The organism is Bradyrhizobium sp. I1.14.4, from assembly GCF_050435825.1.
Lineage (GTDB): Bacteria > Pseudomonadota > Alphaproteobacteria > Rhizobiales > Xanthobacteraceae > Bradyrhizobium.
On record NZ_JBNDLA010000013.1, the window covers coordinates 102,440 to 120,084 of the forward strand.

The following is a 17,645-nucleotide window of genomic DNA, read 5'->3' on the forward strand; positions in this document are numbered from 1 at the left end:
CGGTTTTCCGAAAAGATCATGCCCAAACAACGAGCCAAAGCGCGATGACGATTCAACCTAATCTCATCGCGCTTTAGGGCCATCAACCGGCTGGCCGCGACAAGCGGCCTGCCACTTTTCTCAGATCATGCAAAAGCAAGCGACTTTTCAATCAAAGCTGTTGCCTTACGCGCTGGTTGCCCCGCAACTCGCGGTCGTCCTGATCTTTTTCTACTGGCCGGCCGTGCAGGCGGTGATCCAATCCTTCCTGCTGCAGGACGCTTTCGGCCTTTCCACCACCTTCGTCTGGTTCGAGAACTATCTCGATCTGTTCAAGGAGCCGGCCTATTTTGCCGCGATCATCAGGACCTTCGCGTTCTCATTCGCGATCGCGGTGTCCTCGCTGTCGTTTGCGCTACTGCTCGCGGTGATGGCCGACAAGCCGCTGCGCGGCTCGACGCTCTACCGCACGCTGCTGATCTGGCCCTACGCCGTCGCCCCGCCGGTGGTCGGCGTGCTCTGGGTGTTCATGCTGCACCCCTCGCTCGGCGTGCTGTCGCGCTATCTGCGCGGCATGGGCATTGACTGGAATCCGCTGCTCGACGGCGATCAGGCGGCGGCCCTGATCATCCTCGCCGCGGCCTGGAAGCAGATCTCCTACAATTTCCTGTTCTTCCTCGCGGGGCTGCAGAGCATCCCGAAGAGCGTGATCGAGGCCGCCGCGATCGACGGCGCCCGCCCGATGCGGCGGTTCTGGACCGTGATCTTCCCGCTGCTGTCGCCAACTATCTTCTTCCTGCTGGTCATCAACATCGTCTACGCCTTCTTCGACACCTTCGGCATCATCGACACCATGACCCGCGGCGGTCCCGGCAAGGCGACCGAAACGCTGGTCTACAAGGTCTATACGGACGGCCTGCTCGGCGGCAATCTCGGCTCCTCGGCCGCGCAGTCGGTCATCCTGATGGTCATCGTCGTCATGCTGACGGCGATCCAGTTCCGCTTCGTCGAGCGCAAGGTGACCTACTGATGGTCGAGGAAGAGGGCTTCCAGCGCTATCTGGCTCACGCCATCCTGTGGATCGGGATCGCCATCGTCGCCTTCCCGGTTTATCTGGCGATCGTTGCCTCGACCCAGGACAATGCCGTCATCGCCAACGGCCAGATGTCGCTGCTGCCCGGCGGCCATTTCCTCGATACCTACTACCAGACGCTGTTTGTCGGCACGAGCGGCTCGACCCGCGAGCCGGTGCTCAACATGATGCTGAACTCGCTGATCATGGCGCTCCTGATCGCGGTCGGCAAAATCGCGATCTCGATCATCTCGGCCTACGCGATCGTCTATTTCCGATTTCCCTTCCGGATGGCGATCTTCTGGACCATCTTCATCACCTTGATGCTGCCGGTCGAGGTGCGCATCTATCCGACCTACAAGATCGTCGCCGATCTGCATCTGCTCGACAGCTATGCTGGGCTGTCGCTGCCGCTGATTGCCTCGGCCACCGCGACGCTGCTGTTCCGGCAATTCTTCATGACCGTGCCGGATGAATTGCTGGAGGCCTCGCGCATCGACGGCGCGGGCCCGTTCCGATTCTTCTGGGATACGCTGCTGCCGCTGTCGCGCACCAACATGGCGGCGCTGTTCGTGATCCTGTTCATCCTCGGCTGGAATCAATATCTCTGGCCGCTTTTGATCACCACGCGCGACGACATGCAGACCATTCAGGTCGGCATCCGCAAGATGATCACCACGACCGATGCGCTGACCGAATGGCCGGTGGTGATGGCGACCGCGCTCCTCGCGATGCTGCCGCCGGTGTTCGTCGTCGTCGTGATGCAGAAACTGTTCGTGCGCGGATTGGTGGAGACGGAAAAGTGATTCATGGCTAACGTCACCCTGCGCAACGTCCGCAAGACGTATCCCGGCGGCTTCGAGGCCATCAAGGGCGTCGATGTCGACGTCGGCGACGGCCAGTTCTGCGTGCTGGTCGGTCCGAGCGGCTGCGGCAAGTCCACGCTGCTGCGCATGGTGGCGGGGCTCGAGACCATCACCGGCGGCGAGATCGACATCGGCGGCCGCGTCGTCAACCAGGTCGAGCCCGCCGATCGCGACATCGCGATGGTGTTCCAGAACTACGCGCTCTATCCGCATATGAGCGTCTATAACAACATGGCCTACGGCCTGCGCAACCGCGGCATGGCCGAAGCCGAGATCAAGACCCGCGTCGAGGAAGCCGCCCGCGTCCTCGAGCTCTCGTCGATGCTGGAGCGCAAGCCGCGCCAGCTCTCCGGCGGCCAGCGCCAGCGCGTCGCGATGGGCCGCGCCATCGTGCGCCAGCCGAAAGTGTTCCTGTTCGACGAACCGCTGTCGAATCTCGACGCCAAGCTGCGCATCGCGATGCGGGTCGAGATCCGCAAGCTGCAGCGCCGGCTCAGCACCACCTCGATCTATGTCACCCACGACCAGCTCGAGGCGATGACGCTGGCCGACATCCTGGTGGTCATGAACGGCGGCCAGGTCGAGCAGATCGGCAATCCGCTGGAGATCTATCAGAAGCCGGCGACCACCTTCGTCGCTTCCTTCATCGGCGCCCCGCCGATGAACCTGATGCTGCTGCATTCGGACGAGCTGAAATCCCAGGTGCTGAAATCCGAGATCACGGGCGCCGACGGCGCCGGCATTGTCGGGATCCGGCCGGAGGATTTCGTGATCTCCGACCAAACGACGTCCGGCGGCGTGACGCTCGACCTGACGGTCGAGGCGATCGAGCATGTCGGTGCCGAGACCTTCGTCTACGGCAGCCGCCAGCGCGAGGAGCAGGGCGTTGCCGCCAATCCGGGCGAGCTGCCGCCCGGCGAGGTGATCGTCCGGGTTCCCGGCGCCACCGGTCCCGCGATCGGCGAGCGGATCCGGGCGCTCGCCCCGCGGGACAAACTGCATCTTTTTACCGCTGACGGCCGCAAACGGGTCGCGGGGTAACCGATCAGGAAGAATTTGCCCCCATGTTGCGGGCGTTTAGGCTGGTTTCGGGGCTGCTTGAACGCTATCCAGATCGCCCCCATATCCCTCACTGACCGGAGGCCAGACGGCCCGCCGGTTGCATGGGGTGCCGCAAGGGCCCCTCAAAGTCGCTTCGAGAGGACTTTGTAATGTCTCGTGTTCCATCGTTGTCCAGCCCGTTCCTTCTGGGATTCGACGAGATCGAGCGTGCGCTCGACCGCGTCGTAAAGGGCGCCGACGGCTATCCTCCTTATAACATCGAGCGGTGCGACCGTACCAACGGCCAGCCCGAGCGGCTCCGCATCACGCTTGCGGTGGCGGGCTTCACCCGCGACCAACTCGATGTAACTATTGAGGAAAATCAGCTCGTCATCCGCGGCCGCCAGCAGGACGACAAGGCTCGGCAATACATCCATCGTGGCATCGCCGCGCGCCACTTCCAGCGCACCTTCGTGCTGGCGGAGGGGATGCAGGTGCTGGGCGCGGATCTGAAGAACGGGCTGTTGTCGATCGACCTGGCCAGGCCGGAACCTGAACGGGTCGTTAAGACAATCGCTATCAGTGAGCACGAATAATAGAAACAAGGAGCGGACTCGACCGCTTATCTGACTGAGGAGTCGAGACCATGAGTGAATTGAGTACCACCACCATCGAATCCAGCAGCGTGACGCCAGAAGCGCTGGCCCATCTGGGCGAGGGTCATATCGCCTATGTAAAGCAGGTCCGCTCCGAGGACGTGCCGGGATTGTTTCCGGAGGCACCCAAGGTTGCGCCGGGCCTCAAGCTGTTCGTGCTGCACGCCGCCGACGGCACCCCGATCATGCTGACCGACAGCCGCGAAGCCGCGGTCGCGAACGCCTGGAGCAACGAACTGCAGGCCGTCAGCGTCCACTGACGCAGGGCCGAGCAAGACCTCCGCGAGTTCAATGCGCGGGCATGCCTCGATACCGAGGCGGCCCGCGCATTTTTATTGGGACGACGCCGTCGGTGTGGCGAGCAGCGGCGCCATGCTGAGCTGCACCTCGCCCGGAACGTTGTAGTCGCGCATCAGCATGCGGTTGTTGCGCAATCCGCAGGCCTCCCGCTGCACCACGAACATCCAGAGCGCATGGCCGGCTTCCCGCACCAGGATGCGTCGCGCCTGTTGTGCGAACGCCGGTGCGTCAGAGCGCGGATGGGCGGCGTCGAACTCCTGCAGCTTGACGAGGGCCTGTTCCAGCGCGCGGCCAATGCGTCCGAGCGCGGAGGCCTTCTCCTCGGCGAGCTCGTAAGCGAGAACGTCGACGGGAATGCGATCAAGGCGAAAATCGCGGGACATCAGTCATCCCTGGTTCGCACACGCAAATGTTGGGCACGCCCCTCTTCTGGCGTCATCCGCCGGATGTCAATAGGCGCTCGCGCTTCGATTACTCCAAGGACGCGGGCCTGATTTCGCTCCGCGCAATTCCGTGCTGTAATTGGTTCCCGCTACGGTTCGCGCAGTCATGACCTCACAGAAGGCAATGCGATAAGAGGATTTCAAAGCAAGATTTATCCGCCGCCAAATCGAATGAAGGAGATGCGACCATGCAGAAGAGCTCGCTGATCAATCTCGTTGCTTCGGTGTCGATTTCCGTCCTCGCGACTGGTGTCGCGATTTCCGCGCAGGACAAGTACAGCCTACAAGTGCCGAACGGGCTCGCGTTCTCCGAGTTCAGGGGATACGAGGACTGGCCGGTGATCGCGATCAGCGAGAACGAAGGCGTCATCGCCGTGATCCTGGGGAATCCGGCAATGATCGGCGCCTACCGGGACGGCGCGCCCGGCAATGGCAAGCCGTTCCCGGATGGCGCCAGGATGGCGAAAATTCATTGGATCCCGAAAAAGCAAGAGGCGTATCCCGGTCAGCCAACGGTGCCGGGCGCCCAACACGACGTCGATTTCATGGTGAAGGACGGCAAGCGGTTCGCAGACAGTGGCGGATGGGGATACGGCGCGTTCGAGTATGACGCGGCGTCGGATATGTTCAGGCCGGCCACCGCGGCGGACAATCCGCCGCAGGAAAACGACGCGAAGTGCGGCTACGTGTGCCACACGGTGGTGCAGAACCGCGACTACGTATTCACCGAGTACGGCAAGCGGTGAATCTCGGATCGCGCGAGCTAACGCTCCGTTAGCCGCGCGGATGTCCGGCTTCAGCTTCTCGTTGAAGCTGGGTTCTCTGCGCTTATGGCGCGGTCCAGAGCTTCGATCAACGCTTGAACCTCGACGAACTTGCTGCGTGCCCGCTCTGCCTTGTCGCGATCAAAGGGAGCGGCCAGCACTTTCGCATGCGTATCTCTCTCTTCGATCATGCGATCACGGGCCTTCTTCAGCGCTTCAAGTCGCTCGCTCATCTTTCTCCCGTACCTACGTTCTCATTCCTAACCAAGGGCTCAACCGAAGTTTGCCGGAAGCTCACCCTTCCGGAAGAAGACCATAGGCTCATCATCATAGTCCTCTATTTCGGGATCGCCGGTGGACGAGAATGCAACGACGGCGAGCTTGCTCAACGCCAGTCTCTCCGCCGTTCGCAGTGCGCCATTTGCCGTCTTGCATACGATCGGAGAGTCGGGCTTCAGATGCCCGCCCTTGCCGGCGTTGAATGCCTGCACGACGTAGGTCGTTTCGCGGGCCATGAAGGCTCCTTTGTGCTGCCAAGAGACGTGGTAGACGCCAGCGACCGCAGACGTCGCGCGTAGCGCTTGATCGCCTCTGCGGGCGCGGAAATCGTGATCGTTGCGAAGCCGGAAAAGGTGTCGGACACCGCATTTCGCAAAACGACCGGCCGCCCTCGTTGCCTCCCGCTCCCGTGCTTGCCTTGTCGCAGTCCCCTCAGCAGCCGCGACAGATATTCTTTAGCTTGGCCGCGATTCGAGCGTCTTCCGCAATCATCGGATCCTTGTATTCAGTTTGCGGCGCGCGGTTGTCGATCGTCGGAGGCTCCTTCGGCTTCGGCGGAAACGCCGCGTCGTAGCAGGTGAGGCGCGCGCCCGTGCTTTCGATCGCGCGACAGTTCGGTTCTGCGGCGAGAGCGCCTTGCGCAAAGCTGCCAAGCGCCAAAGCGAGGACAAGCGCCCTCATGCAGGTACCCTTCCGGGCAATAGTCAGACTGGACATGCCATCATCTTTCCTTTTGCTCGCCTTCGGTCGAGCCGTGCTCCGGCGGGCTATCGACGCAGCCATTGAGGAACGCCGGCGTTCTTCGCGTTTCGAGCTGATCGAACTCGTCAGGCATCAGGACCCGACCTCGTGGCGTGCATATCCGCACGTCCATATAGCTGTCCTGCAGAAGCTCCCTCGCCTTCGACAAGGCAGCAGCCATCAGAGTGCGGCCAAGGTTGACGCGGCCGAACTGGTGGTTTCCGCTGACCAAGTATTGGAGCTGCGTCGTCCTATCCACGCAGGACGGCCGCAGCAGCCACCAGCAGCAGAAGAAACAACGGGACGATCACCGGCGGCACGATCCAATCGGCCAGGCGAAATCGAGACACGTGCACTCCTCCACTTCCGGCGGGAGCGCTTCGTTGCCCTCAGTCACCGATGGACGCCGTGGGAAGGGCGGTGATGACGCGACCCTACGCTGGCACCCACCGAATAGCGAGCGTTAAAACGGCGTGCGCATCAACCCGGATCCATCAGTGTCCAGAGCCCCTAGCTGCCTGAACGCTCCGCCAGCCGCGCGCGAATATCCGGCTTCAGCACCTTGCCGACCTTGGAACGCGGAAGATCATCCCAGACCTCGATCTGCTTCGGCGTCTTGATGCTGCCGATCTGCTGCTTGACGAAGGCCGCCAGCGCTGTTGCATCGACCGTGTGGCCGGCGCGCGGCTGCACCACCGCGACGATCCGCTCGCCCCATTTGTCGTCGGGCAGCCCGATCACCGCACAATCCTGCACCGCTTCGTGGGCTCGCAACGCGTTCTCGACTTCGATCGAGTAGACGTTGAAGCCGCCGGTGATGATCATGTCCTTGGCACGATCGACGATGTAGAGATAACCGTCGCCGTCGATGTAGCCGATATCGCCGGTGTGGTGCCAGCCGTGCGCCGAGGCTTCGCGCGTGGCCTCCGGGTTCTTGTAGTAGCCATCCATCACCAGCGAGCCGCGCACCACGATCTCGCCGCGCGACCCCGCGGGCAGCAGCTTGCCATCGCCATCCATGATGCCGGCCTGCACCAGCGGGCCGATCCGCCCCGCCGAGGCAAGGCGCTCCATTGCGATCGAGCCATCCGGATTGTAATGATCCGCAGGCGCCATCATCGAGATCATCATCGGCGCCTCGGTCTGGCCGAACAGCTGCGCCATCGGTCCGATCCGCTTCAACGCTTCCGCGAGCCGCGCAGCCGAGATCGGCGCCGCGCCATACCAGAAGCATTGCAGCGAGCTGAGATCGGCTGCATCGAGCTTGGGATGATCGAGCAGCATGTAGATCACGGTCGGCGGCAGGAAGGTGTGGGTGACGCGATAGCGCTCGATCAGCGCCAGGAACTCGCCGATATCGGGATGGTGCATGATCACGACGCGGCCGCCGAGCGTCATGATCGGAAAACAAAGCACGCCTGCGGCATGCGTCAGCGGCGCCAGTGCGAGATAGACCGGACGGCCCTTGAACGGGTAGCCCATCAGGGTCAGCGCAGTCATCGTCTCGATGTTGCGGCCCGAGAGCATCACGCCCTTGGGCTTGCCGGTGGTGCCGCCGGTGCCCGGAATCATTGCGAGATCATCGATCGTGTCGCGCTGATAGACATCATCGGCGAGACCGCTGAGCCAGCGGTCGAACGACGGCGCGAACGGCAATTCGACATCGAGGCAGACCAGCCCACGCAGCTTGGGCAGATCCTGCCTGACCGCCTCGACCATCGGGGCGAAGCTGGAATGAAACAGCAGCAGACTGCAATCGAACTGGTCGAGGATGAACTTGTTCTCGGCCGCCTCATTGCGCGGATTGATCGGGCACCACACAGCGGCAGCGCGCGAGATGCCGAACACGCAGGCGAAAGCGAGCGGATCGTTGCCAGACAGGATCGCGACCTTCTCGCCCGGAGCGATGCCGGATCGATCGAGCCCGCGCGCAATCCGGTAGCTCAGCCGCTGCACCTCGCCATAGCTGAGGTCGCGCCCGTCCATGGTGAGGCACGGCGCGTCGGCGCCGAGCGAGGCGCCCTTGTCGAGATAATCGATGAAGCGCATGGCGGGCCTCGCGCAAAAGGCGGGTGACGCGCGACGGCGTCACCCGCGCTTTGTTTAGTCATGCACGGTCAGGATCGGCTTGCTGACCAGTCCGAAGCTGCGCAGTTGCCCAAGCAGCTCGCGGTGGCCGAACGCCTGGCATCCTGACGCGAAGCCGGCGCGTTTCGGCGGCTGCTGCAACAGCGCGAACGCTGCATAGGCCTGCAGCATGCCGGTCTGCTTGTAGTTGCTGTTGCCGTAGATGACGCAGTGTGCGCGCCCGAGCGGGCCGGAGGCATGCACCGAATCCATCGACTTGTTGACACGCGGGTTCTCGCGCGGAGGCATGGTGTTCATCACGCCGGCAGCGGTCTGCGCCAACGCGGCGTAGCGGTCGTCGGGGTTCATGTCCTTGGTCGCCTCCAGCGCGGCGGCGACGATCTGCGGCACGCCTAGCATCAGCGCGCGGTTGAACACGCCGCCCAGCACCTTCACGTTGGCCACGCGCGGATCGTGCTTGAACCACACCGGGTGCGAGGTACCGCCCCAGGGCAGCGCCAGCGCCAGCTCGTGCTGGCCGGGGATGGCGAGGTTGTAGAGGCCGGCATCGGGCTGATGCTCGACGTACTTGTTCTGCTCCAGGTAGTAGGCCTTGGCCATCGCGGCGTTGACCAGGATGGTCTGCGTCGAGGCGATGGTCGGGCTCCCGCCCCAGAACACGGCGATATCAAGCGTGTCGAGGCCGGGCGTCTCCAGGCACAGCTGCGCGGCGATCTCGCCGGTGGTGTACATCTGCGCGATGCCCGGCGCCAGCAGCAGACCGGCATTGGCGAACTTGGTGCCAAACTCCTGTTCGAGCGTGATCAGCCAGTCCTGCTCGCCGGTGGTGTCGGTATAGTGGCACCTGGAAGCCAGGCAGGCCTGCACCACCTCGCCGCCGAACTTGGCGAACGGGCCCACGGTGTTGAGCACCACCGAGGCGCCCTTGAACAATTCGGTCAGCGCGGCCACGGTGTGCGGCACCGCCACCACCTCGTAGTCGGCGGTCTCGATGCCGGCCACGTTCGACTTCATCGCGGCGCTGAGCTTCTCGGCGCTGCGCCCGGCGGCGATGAAGGGGATGTTGTACTCGCGCAGATATTCGCAGACCAGCCGGCCGGTGTAGCCGGAAGCGCCATAGACGATGACGGGCTTCTTCTCGCTCATTGCGTTCCTCCGAAATGCTTGTTGTCGGCTTTGTTGCTACATGCCCATGCCGCCGTCGACCGGCAGGCCGATGCCGGTGATGAAGCGCGCATCGTTCGAACACAGGAACACCGCGGCGTCGGCGATGTCGGAGACTTCCGCGAGCTTGCCGAGCGGCGTCTGCTCCACCACCGAGCCGACGGCGGCATTGACGTCGGGCGCGAGACCGATCTTGACGATGTCATTGGCGAGCTGCAGGCCCATGTCGGTCGGAATCAGCCCGGGATAGATGCAGTTGACGCGCACGCCATAGCCGAGCTTGCCAGCCTCCATCGCGCCGACGCGCGTCATGCGGTCGACCGCGGATTTGGTGCCGGAGTAGACGGCAATGCTCGGAAAGGCGATCGTCGCCGCGACCGAGGCGATGTTGACGACCGCGCCGCCTTTGCCCGCGGATCCGCCCGGCCGCATCGCGCGGAATGCGTGCTTCATGCCAAGCACAGTGCCGACGATGTTGACGTCGCACATGCGGCGCGCATCCTCGGCCTTGATCTCTGCGACCAGCGAGGTGATCTCGATGCCGGCATTGTTGATCAGGATGTCGTAGCCACCGAGGGTTTCGACTGTCGCAGCGACGGCCCTCTCCCATTGCGCATCGTCGGTGACGTCGAGCTTGACGAAGCCGGTTTTCACCCCGGCGTTGGCGATCTCGGCGGCGCTGGCCTTGCCCGCATCATCGAGAATGTCTCCGATCATGACCGCGGCGCCGGACCGCGCCAGTGCCTGTGCGATCGCCGCGCCAATCCCCCGGGCGCCGCCGGTGACCAGGGCTTTCCTGCCTTCAAGGCTCTTCCCACTCATGACGTAGTCCTCCCTTTGCTTGGTGATTGATGGTGCTACGGAGATCGGCGGTACGGGGCCGGACGCGCGGTTCTGTGCGCATTGTGGTCGCAGCCGGCGTCGGCAGGGCGCAGCGCTGGCGCGCCCCGGCGGGCATTTCCTCCTGCTTGTCGATTGGTCAGCCGTCTTGACGGTTGTCCAAATTATTTCGTCAACCCTCGTCCAAGAACTTGACACTTGTCAAGCGTGAATTTGACAAGCGTCAAAGAGAGTGATTGTGAAAGGATGGAGCGCTTCGCGGTCGCCGCGGTATAAGTCGCTGACAGAAGAAGTAGAGGAAAGGCACGAGATGGCGCGGCAAGCGACAGGAGCGGCCCAACGCGTGGCTGTGGCGGCCGAGGCGCTGCGCGACGAGAAGTTCAACGCACGGCGCGTCGAGCTTGCGGAAGCCGCGCTGGAAACGCTTGGCGAGCTCGGCTTCGCGCGCACCAGCCTGCGCGAGATCGCACAGAACTCCGCTTTCACGCACGGCGTGTTTCATTACTACTTCAGCGACAAGCTCGACCTGATCTGCTGCTGCGTCCGTCACTACAAGGCGAAATGCGTGACGCGATACGACGAGGTGGTGACGACAGCACGAAGCCGCGACGAATTGACCGAAGGCTTCCTCGCCAAGCTCGCCGCGACGCTCGAGAACGAAGCACGCATGCATCGGCTTTGGTACGATCTGCGTTCGCAGGCGATGTTCGAGGCCGCGTTTCGCAAGGACGTGCTCGAGATCGACAAGAGCCTGGAAGCGATGATCTGGCGCATCGCCACGCGCTACGCCGAACTCGGCAACAGGAAGCCGGCCTCGTCTCCGGCGGCGCTCTACGCGCTGTTCGACGGCCTGTTCCAGAGCGCACTGCTCAGGCACCTCGCCAATGACGAGAAGGCAATCCCAGATCTGCTCGACGAAGTCCGCCGCCTGCTGCCGACAATCTGCTGAAACGTTTGCGAGGCCCCCGGCCCGCTCGTCAGGCGATATACTCGACGCCGAGATCGGTACCGATCTGCCATCGGACCTGAACCCGTTTCCTGACGCCCTCTCCGGTGATCAGGAGCTCGAACTCCTTCGGGACCGCGAACGGCGCGTCGATGCGAATTCCCGCTCCGTGCCTGGACTGATTCCTCACGGTGCAGTCGATCGTCGCCCCCAAACCCGCAAGGAAGATTTGTCCGCGCTTGAAAACCCTTTGGCGCGGCTCCCGTCGGCGATCCGACATTCGTAACTGATCTGCGGCCGGACGAACGCCGGCGTCTGCCGGGACTGGCTCCGTCGACGTTGCATTGCCAGACGACGGTGCGGACGATCGCCGGTCCGATATCTTGAACCTTGATCCGGCCGCTCTGGCGGCGTTCAGCGCGTCTTGCGCAGGTCTTATCAAATCCGCACCGGCCGTGCCGCCGCTCGCACTTTCGGCGCCCAATGTCGCACCGATGCACGCGGACAAATCAAGACTCGCCGTATTCAGATCGATTCGGAAAGCAAGCTCGCCGGCCAATCTCTCGCAGAAGCTCTGGAGCTGGCCAGGATCCGATCTCACATCGATAACAATCAGAAAGCTGCTTCCGGAATAGCGCCCACAGATATCGCTCGACCTGGCGGCCTTCGACAGCCGTTCCCCGAAAGCTCGCAGCGCCTGATCGCCGGCTTTCAGCCCAAAACTCTCGTTGACGGTATGCAGCTCATTCATTTCGACGAGAATGAACGCGTATGCCGATCGGGCGCCGTGGCCCATTGCCGCGAGTTGCGCGAGCCGCCCGTCGAGCTTCGCTCGCCCGATCAGCCCGGTGACAAGATCCACGCCGGACATGTTGGCAAGACGCTCATGTTCGGCTTTTGCTCGCTGTTCATCCCGGTCCCGTTGCACGACGCGGCCGATCGCGGAGATCAAGGCACCTGGGGTCAACTCGCGCTTTGCCAGATAGTCGTTGAAGCCAAGGCGAAGAGCCTTGATGACGGTGCTTTCGCGGCCGTCTCCCGTCAGCATGACGATCGGTGGAACAGCGTGGTAGCGTTCGCCCAGGCGATCCCTGACGGCGAAGCCGCTTTCGGTTCCGAGATTGTAGTCGAGGATGATGCAATCGATTCTCTGGCTGTCGAGAATTCGACACAGCTCTTCCCCCGAGGATGCTTCGAAGACGGCAAAACTGGTGTTCTTCGATACGAGCGCCGACAGGTAGCTCCTGTAGACGTCATCGTCATCTACGAGGGCTATGCCGAGATGCTCGTGCGAGGGAGTGCTCATGTCGGTACTTTTTTATATGATTCTCGTTCTTGCTTAGGATCAGCTGCGGGGCGTTCTCCGGCGCTAAACTGGAATTCCCGGCGTCTGGTCTGGAGTCCCTGAACCGCTAGACCGGCGCCGCGCAGCAGGCACAGCTCCGTCGCATCAACTCTCCTCGCAGGTGATGGTTAGGAATGATCTACGAGCCGCCCACTACGATCGCGACGTGGTTAATGATTGATGAAACGTCATTCCATTGCGCAGCTGACGCTTCGCGCCGGCTCATCCCGACGCAAGGGCAGCCAATCGATGGCATTCCTTAACGACGCAGTGGCAAGATTTCCGAGAGAACTGCCAGACGGACCGACAAAGGCCGGGCTCGAAAACGTCACCGTTCACGAGAGCCGGTCTCAAGCGTGACATGAAATCCAGCACGATCAAGCTGACCGTGTTCGGCGACAGCCCGGTCCGCTGTGGCATCACGGCCCCGGGATCGGGCTGGCCTCCGACGACGCAAAGATGCGGTGAAGTATGATGCATCGGAAACTGAACGATCGCACGCGCTACGGTTTGCCGGCGCTGATCGGCCTCGTCACCATTGGCATCCTGCTATTCCTCGGTGATCTGCATAGCCGCTATTCATCCGCGATCACCGATGCCGAGCGATCGAATGCGCGGCTTGCGGACGTGCTGGCCGAACAGGCGAGCAGCACCTTCGAGGCTCTGGACCGTACCTTGACCGCAGCGGAGCTGGTTCGCACCAACTCCTCGGCGGGTCTTTATCCCATGGCAATGGCGTACCGCGCGCTACGGTTGTTGCGGAGCAGTAATCCGCTGGTGACGGGGATCGAATGGACCAACGCCGAAGGCGACGTCCTTGTCCACTCCTTTGACGGCGATCCGGCACGCCCGAGCCTTGCCGGCAGGCCGTATTTCGAAGCGCAACGCAACGGGAAGGGCGAACGCTTCCTGATCGATCGGCCCATCCGCTCGGTTGAGACCGGCCAATGGAGCACCTCGGTCTCGAGGCGGTTGAGCAATGCCGATGGCAGCTTCGCCGGTATCATATCCACCACGCTCGACCTGTCGTATTTCGCTCCCGTCTTCAAGGCGCTCAAGCCGGAAAGCAACGGCTCGGTCGTGCTCATGGACCGCGACGGTGTCGTCCTGACGAGAGAGCCTTTCGTCGACATCGCGATGCAGACATCGTTCAAGAGCGACAGCCCGATTCTGAAATATCTGTCGAAGATGGATTCGGGCACGATCGCGGCCGTTAGCCAGATCGACGGGATCAGTCGGCTGATCGCATTCAAGGCCGTTCCGGGCTTTCCTCTGGTCCTGATCGTCACCTCGGCCCGAACGCTCGCGTTGGGTCCGGTATACGAGCACGTTCGCGCCATTGCCCCGGTAGCGACAGCGCTGATCGTGCTTGTGGTGTTGGGGGGTGCGCACCTGCTGAGGCAGGACCGCGCAATCGCGCGGCAGGCTGCGTTGCTTCAGGCGGCGCTCGAGAACATGGAACAGGGCCTGATCGTCGTCGACAACAAAGGTACGCTGCCGGTTTGCAATCGCCGCGCGATGGAGCTGCTCGATCTGCCACCCAGTCTCATGGGCTCGAATCCGAACGCGGACGACCTGATCGCGTATCAAACCAGGCAGGGCGAGTTCGCCAATCTTCCGGAGGACGTCAAGAGGCGGCTTCTGCCACGGATCTTCAGCGAATCGCGCAACGTCTATGAGAGAAAACGTCCGAACGGCACGATCCTCGAGATCCAGACGGTCCCGTTTGCCAACGGTGGCGTGGTTCGAACCTATACCGACGTCACGGCGCAACGCGCGGCGGAAGCGGCGCTGAAGGACAGCGAAACGCGGTATCGGCTTCTCGCCGACAGTTCCACCGACATGATCTTCCGCCTCGACCTCGACCTCATCCGTCGATATGTCTCGCCCGCCAGCTACGAGATACTCGGCTACGCGGCCGAAGAACTCATCGATCGCAAGCCGCTCAATATGATCCACCCCGACGACGCCCAGGACGTCGAGGAAACCTATCAGGCTGTCCTGAATGGCCGGGAACGAGCGTCGGTCACGAACCGCATCCGGCACCGCGACGGGCACTGGGTGTGGGTCGAGGCCGAACTGCGCCTGGTGCGTGACCAGGATGGCCGGCCAGGCGGAATCCTGGGCGCCCTGAGGGATGTGTCCGCCCGCAAGGCTGCGGAAGACGAAGCGATTGCAGCACGAAAGCTCGCCGAACAAGCGGCCGCGGCTCAGGGACAGTTTTTGGCCACCATGAGTCATGAATTGCGCACACCGCTCAACAGCGTGCTTGGTTTCGCCGATATCATTCTTGATCGGAACGACCTCGATCCGGAAGTGCGGCGACAGGTTGGGCTTATTCAGACAGCCGGCGCGTTTCTGCTGACGGCGGTCAATGATGTTCTCGATTTCTCCAAGATCGAGGAAGGCAAGCTCGAGCTGGTGTCGACCGAATTCTCGCTGACGTCGCTGATCGACGGCAGCATATCGGTCCTGCGAGACGCCGCATCCAAGAAGCACCTTGAGCTGACCGTCGAGACGGACCGACGTATCCCCCAATTTGTCTGCGGGGATGAAAGCCGGCTGCGGCAGGTGCTGCTCAACCTGCTCAACAACGCAATCAAGTTCACCCCGTCAGGTCATGTGGCGCTTACGGTCGAACACATCGAATCTCGGAGCGACGGAGAACGACTGCGGTTTACCGTGTCCGACACCGGCATTGGCATTCCGGACGACAAGCTGCATCGCCTGTTTCAAAGGTTCAGCCAGGTCGACGGCTCGACCAGCCGCGAATATGGCGGGACAGGGTTGGGGCTTGCGATTTGCAAGCGTCTCATCGGGCTGATGGGCGGCGAAATCGGGGTCGAAAGCACTGTCGGAAAGGGCTCGATCTTCTGGTTTGCCGTACCCCTTTCGCCCGCCACTGGGGTCGGCGCGGCGCGCGCTCCCCGTCAAGGCCGGTCGCCCGTTATGCGGCCTTGTCGCATCCTCGTTGTCGAGGATCTGGACGTGAATCAGGAAATCGTTCGGTCGATGCTCGCAGCCTCGGGACACCATGTCGATGTGGTGTCGGATGGGTCTGAGGCGATCTCGGCCGTCGAGGCTTGCACATACGACGTCGTGCTGATGGACATTCAAATGGCCGGCATGGATGGCGTAACGGCAACGAAGCACATTCGTTCGCTTGGCGAACTGGCGGGGCAAGTCCCGATCGTCGCGATGACCGCAAATGTGCTCCCTCAGCAAATCGAATCGTTTCGTGCCGCCGGCATGAACGGACACGTCGGCAAGCCGCTCAGGCGGGATGAACTGCTTGCGGCAGTAGACCGGGCTGTCTCGCAGAGAATGTCCCCCGCTCTTGCAGCGCAGCCGGATCCGGGCCATTCGGCTGTGGTGCTGGACGCCGAAGCTTTCGCCGCGGTGTCCGATCTGCTGGGAAACCAAAAAGTCAACGAACTGCTCGGCAAATTGCGCACCCGGTTGGCGAACCAGTTTCCCGACAATCCCGAAACCGACGAGCAGTGGGCGGAAGTCGCGCGGGAGGCCCACAAGTTGACTTCCTCGGCCGGAATGCTTGGCTTCACCGCGCTTTCAGGCACGTGTGCAGAACTCGAAGCCGCCGTTCACGACAACTCGCCTGACCTGGCGAGAATCCTCGCTGCCACGCAAGTGGCTTGCAAGGCCGCGTTGTCGGAAATCGCATCCCGCTCGGCGTTCCCGGAGACCGCTGCGAGAAGCGCTTGATCTTCTCCCGCGCTCTCGTCCTTCATCGCTCGTTAACCGTGCGAAAATTGTCTTCGACGCTTCACAGGCAGGCCTGTAACCATTGCAGAACAAGGCCCGTAGTGTGCGGCTTGCAACGAGGCTTGCGAGATGAACAACCTTTCCGCCCGGTCTCTTACCGCTGCCTATACGATCGCTTTGTGCGTGATCGCCAGCATGACATTCGCCTCGCACTGGACCTTGAACGGCGTGTTAAGAGCGCACGAAGGCGCAGCTTCGGTCGTCAACGTCAGTGGACGGCAGCGCATGTTGTCGCAGAGGATTTCGAGCCTGGCCGCGCAATATGCGCTCGGCGATGTCACCGCGCGAACCGATCTGGCGGCGGCGATCGATCAGTTCGAGGCCGCGCACCAGCGGCTTCGTAGCGGAGACGACGCCTAAAAGCTGCCAGCACCGACATCGACCAAACTATACGACCTCTATTTCACCGGCTCTCCCTCGCTGGACGAATTCGTTCGCGCCTATGTTGCGGATGCCCGGACGTTGGCGGCCATGAAGCCTGACGAACTGAGATCGAACCCTGCGCTCGGCCGGCTGTTCGCGGCCGCAAGATCGCCGCTGCTGGCAAAGCTCAACGAGGTCGTCAGCGCTCACCAGCAGACCAGCGAGCGGCAGCTTGAGACTCTTGCGCGAATCCAGATCGGCTCGCTTGTCGTGGTTCTCATCACTCTGCTGGCGGAAGCCCTTGGAATATTCCGTCCGATGGTGGCTCGCATCGTGCGATACACAAGGGAATTGGTTCGCATGGCGACGACGGACCCGCTGACGGGCGGATTGAACCGGCGCAGCTTTACCGAACGCGGTCTGGCAGAGCTGGAACGTGCCAGGCGCTACGACAGGGCAACGTCGATCCTCATGATCGACATCGATCGCTTCAAATCGATCAATGACACCTACGGTCACAGCGGCGGCGACGCCGTGCTGAGGGAACTCGTGGCTCACCTTCAAGCGCATATTCGTCCCTCGGACATTCTCGGACGCATCGGTGGCGAAGAGTTCGCCGTTATTCTAGCCGAGACGGACCTGGCGGGCGCCGAGATTGCCGCAGAGCGAATTCGGCAGGACATCGCTTTGCTAAGCCTGCCTCTGGAAGCGGCGAGTGTCAGGTTTAGCGTGAGCATCGGCATCGCTCTGTTCATGCGTCAGGCGACAGCGCTGAAGCCGGCAATGGACCGCGCTGACCGCGCACTCTATCAAGCCAAGGCAGCTGGCAGAAACTGCGTGATCGTCAGCACTGAACCAAGCATCGACGCGGCGCAGGGTCTGTCGCCGGGCTCCCCGGATGGCCCTGCCGTTGAACGCGGCGACGCGCTGGCGTCCGCGTCGTAGCCGGCCCAAAACTCTCGCGGCAGGTGGCCA

At 62.5% G+C, this 17,645-nt stretch carries 18 protein-coding genes; 10 read left to right on the top strand and 8 right to left on the bottom strand.

All coding sequences use genetic code 11. The features are described 5' to 3' along the window. Positions 1-127 precede the first annotated feature (127 nt). From ugpA to ABIB78_RS24610, 5 genes are all read left to right on the top strand, one after another. Positions 128-1,009 carry a sn-glycerol-3-phosphate ABC transporter permease UgpA gene (ugpA, locus tag ABIB78_RS24590; RefSeq protein WP_429029174.1) on the top strand — a complete coding sequence of 294 codons (882 nt, stop codon included), beginning with the start codon at positions 128-130 and terminating at the stop codon, positions 1,007-1,009. Next, on the top strand, positions 1,009-1,857 hold the full coding sequence (ugpE, locus tag ABIB78_RS24595; protein WP_429029175.1) for a sn-glycerol-3-phosphate ABC transporter permease UgpE: 849 nt from the start codon (positions 1,009-1,011) through the stop codon (positions 1,855-1,857). The genes ugpA and ugpE overlap by 1 nt, the downstream gene beginning before the upstream one ends. Before the next feature lie 3 nt (positions 1,858-1,860). Next, positions 1,861-2,958, top strand: coding sequence for a sn-glycerol-3-phosphate import ATP-binding protein UgpC (locus tag ABIB78_RS24600; RefSeq protein ID WP_429029176.1), 1,098 nt, complete (start codon positions 1,861-1,863; stop codon positions 2,956-2,958). A gap of 170 nt (positions 2,959-3,128) precedes the next feature. After that, on the top strand, positions 3,129-3,554 hold the full coding sequence (locus tag ABIB78_RS24605) for an Hsp20 family protein (protein ID WP_029082490.1): 426 nt from the start codon (positions 3,129-3,131) through the stop codon (positions 3,552-3,554). A gap of 50 nt (positions 3,555-3,604) precedes the next feature. Then, positions 3,605-3,874, top strand: a complete 270-nt coding sequence (locus tag ABIB78_RS24610; protein WP_429029177.1) for a DUF1150 family protein — start codon at positions 3,605-3,607, stop codon at positions 3,872-3,874. A 72-nt stretch (positions 3,875-3,946) separates the two neighbouring features. On the opposite strand, the gene ABIB78_RS24615 is transcribed toward ABIB78_RS24610, so the two are convergent. Then, positions 3,947-4,297, bottom strand: a complete 351-nt coding sequence (locus tag ABIB78_RS24615; protein WP_429029178.1) for a DUF6665 family protein — start codon at positions 4,295-4,297, stop codon at positions 3,947-3,949. Positions 4,298-4,545: 248 nt separating this feature from the next. On the opposite strand from ABIB78_RS24615, the gene ABIB78_RS24620 reads away from it, so the two are divergent. Continuing rightward, the gene (locus ABIB78_RS24620) at positions 4,546-5,103 is read left to right on the top strand and encodes a cytochrome P460 family protein (protein WP_429029179.1); all 558 of its coding nucleotides are present in this window, start codon (positions 4,546-4,548) and stop codon (positions 5,101-5,103) included. Between the two features lie 50 nt (positions 5,104-5,153). On the opposite strand, the gene ABIB78_RS24625 is transcribed toward ABIB78_RS24620, so the two are convergent. The 6 genes from ABIB78_RS24625 to ABIB78_RS24650 form a co-directional block, all read right to left on the bottom strand. Then, positions 5,154-5,354, bottom strand: coding sequence for a hypothetical protein (locus tag ABIB78_RS24625; RefSeq protein WP_429029180.1), 201 nt, complete (start codon positions 5,352-5,354; stop codon positions 5,154-5,156). Between the two features lie 39 nt (positions 5,355-5,393). Then, a complete protein-coding gene (locus ABIB78_RS24630) occupies positions 5,394-5,636 on the bottom strand; it encodes a hypothetical protein (RefSeq protein WP_429029181.1) in 243 nt (80 codons plus the stop codon). A gap of 196 nt (positions 5,637-5,832) precedes the next feature. Then, positions 5,833-6,183: a hypothetical protein gene (locus tag ABIB78_RS24635; RefSeq protein ID WP_429029182.1), complete on the bottom strand. Its 351-nt coding sequence runs from the start codon at positions 6,181-6,183 to the stop codon at positions 5,833-5,835. 468 nt (positions 6,184-6,651) lie between these two features. Continuing rightward, a complete protein-coding gene (locus ABIB78_RS24640) occupies positions 6,652-8,190 on the bottom strand; it encodes an acyl-CoA synthetase (protein ID WP_429029183.1) in 1,539 nt (512 codons plus the stop codon). Positions 8,191-8,244: 54 nt separating this feature from the next. Beyond that, positions 8,245-9,375 carry a DUF5938 domain-containing protein gene (locus ABIB78_RS24645; RefSeq protein ID WP_429029184.1) on the bottom strand — a complete coding sequence of 377 codons (1,131 nt, stop codon included), beginning with the start codon at positions 9,373-9,375 and terminating at the stop codon, positions 8,245-8,247. 36 nt (positions 9,376-9,411) lie between these two features. After that, positions 9,412-10,215 (bottom strand): SDR family NAD(P)-dependent oxidoreductase, encoded by an 804-nt coding sequence (locus ABIB78_RS24650; protein WP_429029185.1) that lies wholly within the window; start codon positions 10,213-10,215, stop codon positions 9,412-9,414. Positions 10,216-10,576: 361 nt separating this feature from the next. Between ABIB78_RS24650 and ABIB78_RS24655 the strand changes: the two genes are divergently transcribed. Then, positions 10,577-11,182 (top strand): TetR/AcrR family transcriptional regulator, encoded by a 606-nt coding sequence (locus ABIB78_RS24655; RefSeq protein ID WP_429029186.1) that lies wholly within the window; start codon positions 10,577-10,579, stop codon positions 11,180-11,182. Between the two features lie 28 nt (positions 11,183-11,210). On the opposite strand, the gene ABIB78_RS24660 is transcribed toward ABIB78_RS24655, so the two are convergent. Beyond that, on the bottom strand, positions 11,211-12,485 hold the full coding sequence (locus ABIB78_RS24660) for a GGDEF domain-containing response regulator (protein WP_429029187.1): 1,275 nt from the start codon (positions 12,483-12,485) through the stop codon (positions 11,211-11,213). A 513-nt stretch (positions 12,486-12,998) separates the two neighbouring features. Here ABIB78_RS24660 and ABIB78_RS24665 point away from each other — a divergent pair. The 3 genes from ABIB78_RS24665 to ABIB78_RS24675 all read left to right on the top strand — a co-directional run bounded on the left by ABIB78_RS24665 (position 12,999) and on the right by ABIB78_RS24675 (position 17,615). After that, positions 12,999-16,247 carry an ATP-binding protein gene (locus ABIB78_RS24665; RefSeq protein WP_429029188.1) on the top strand — a complete coding sequence of 1,083 codons (3,249 nt, stop codon included), beginning with the start codon at positions 12,999-13,001 and terminating at the stop codon, positions 16,245-16,247. Positions 16,248-16,376: 129 nt separating this feature from the next. Continuing rightward, a complete protein-coding gene (locus tag ABIB78_RS24670) occupies positions 16,377-16,667 on the top strand; it encodes a type IV pili methyl-accepting chemotaxis transducer N-terminal domain-containing protein (RefSeq protein WP_429029189.1) in 291 nt (96 codons plus the stop codon). A 111-nt stretch (positions 16,668-16,778) separates the two neighbouring features. Continuing rightward, positions 16,779-17,615, top strand: a complete 837-nt coding sequence (locus ABIB78_RS24675; RefSeq protein WP_429029190.1) for a GGDEF domain-containing protein — start codon at positions 16,779-16,781, stop codon at positions 17,613-17,615. Positions 17,616-17,645: the final 30 nt, after the last annotated feature.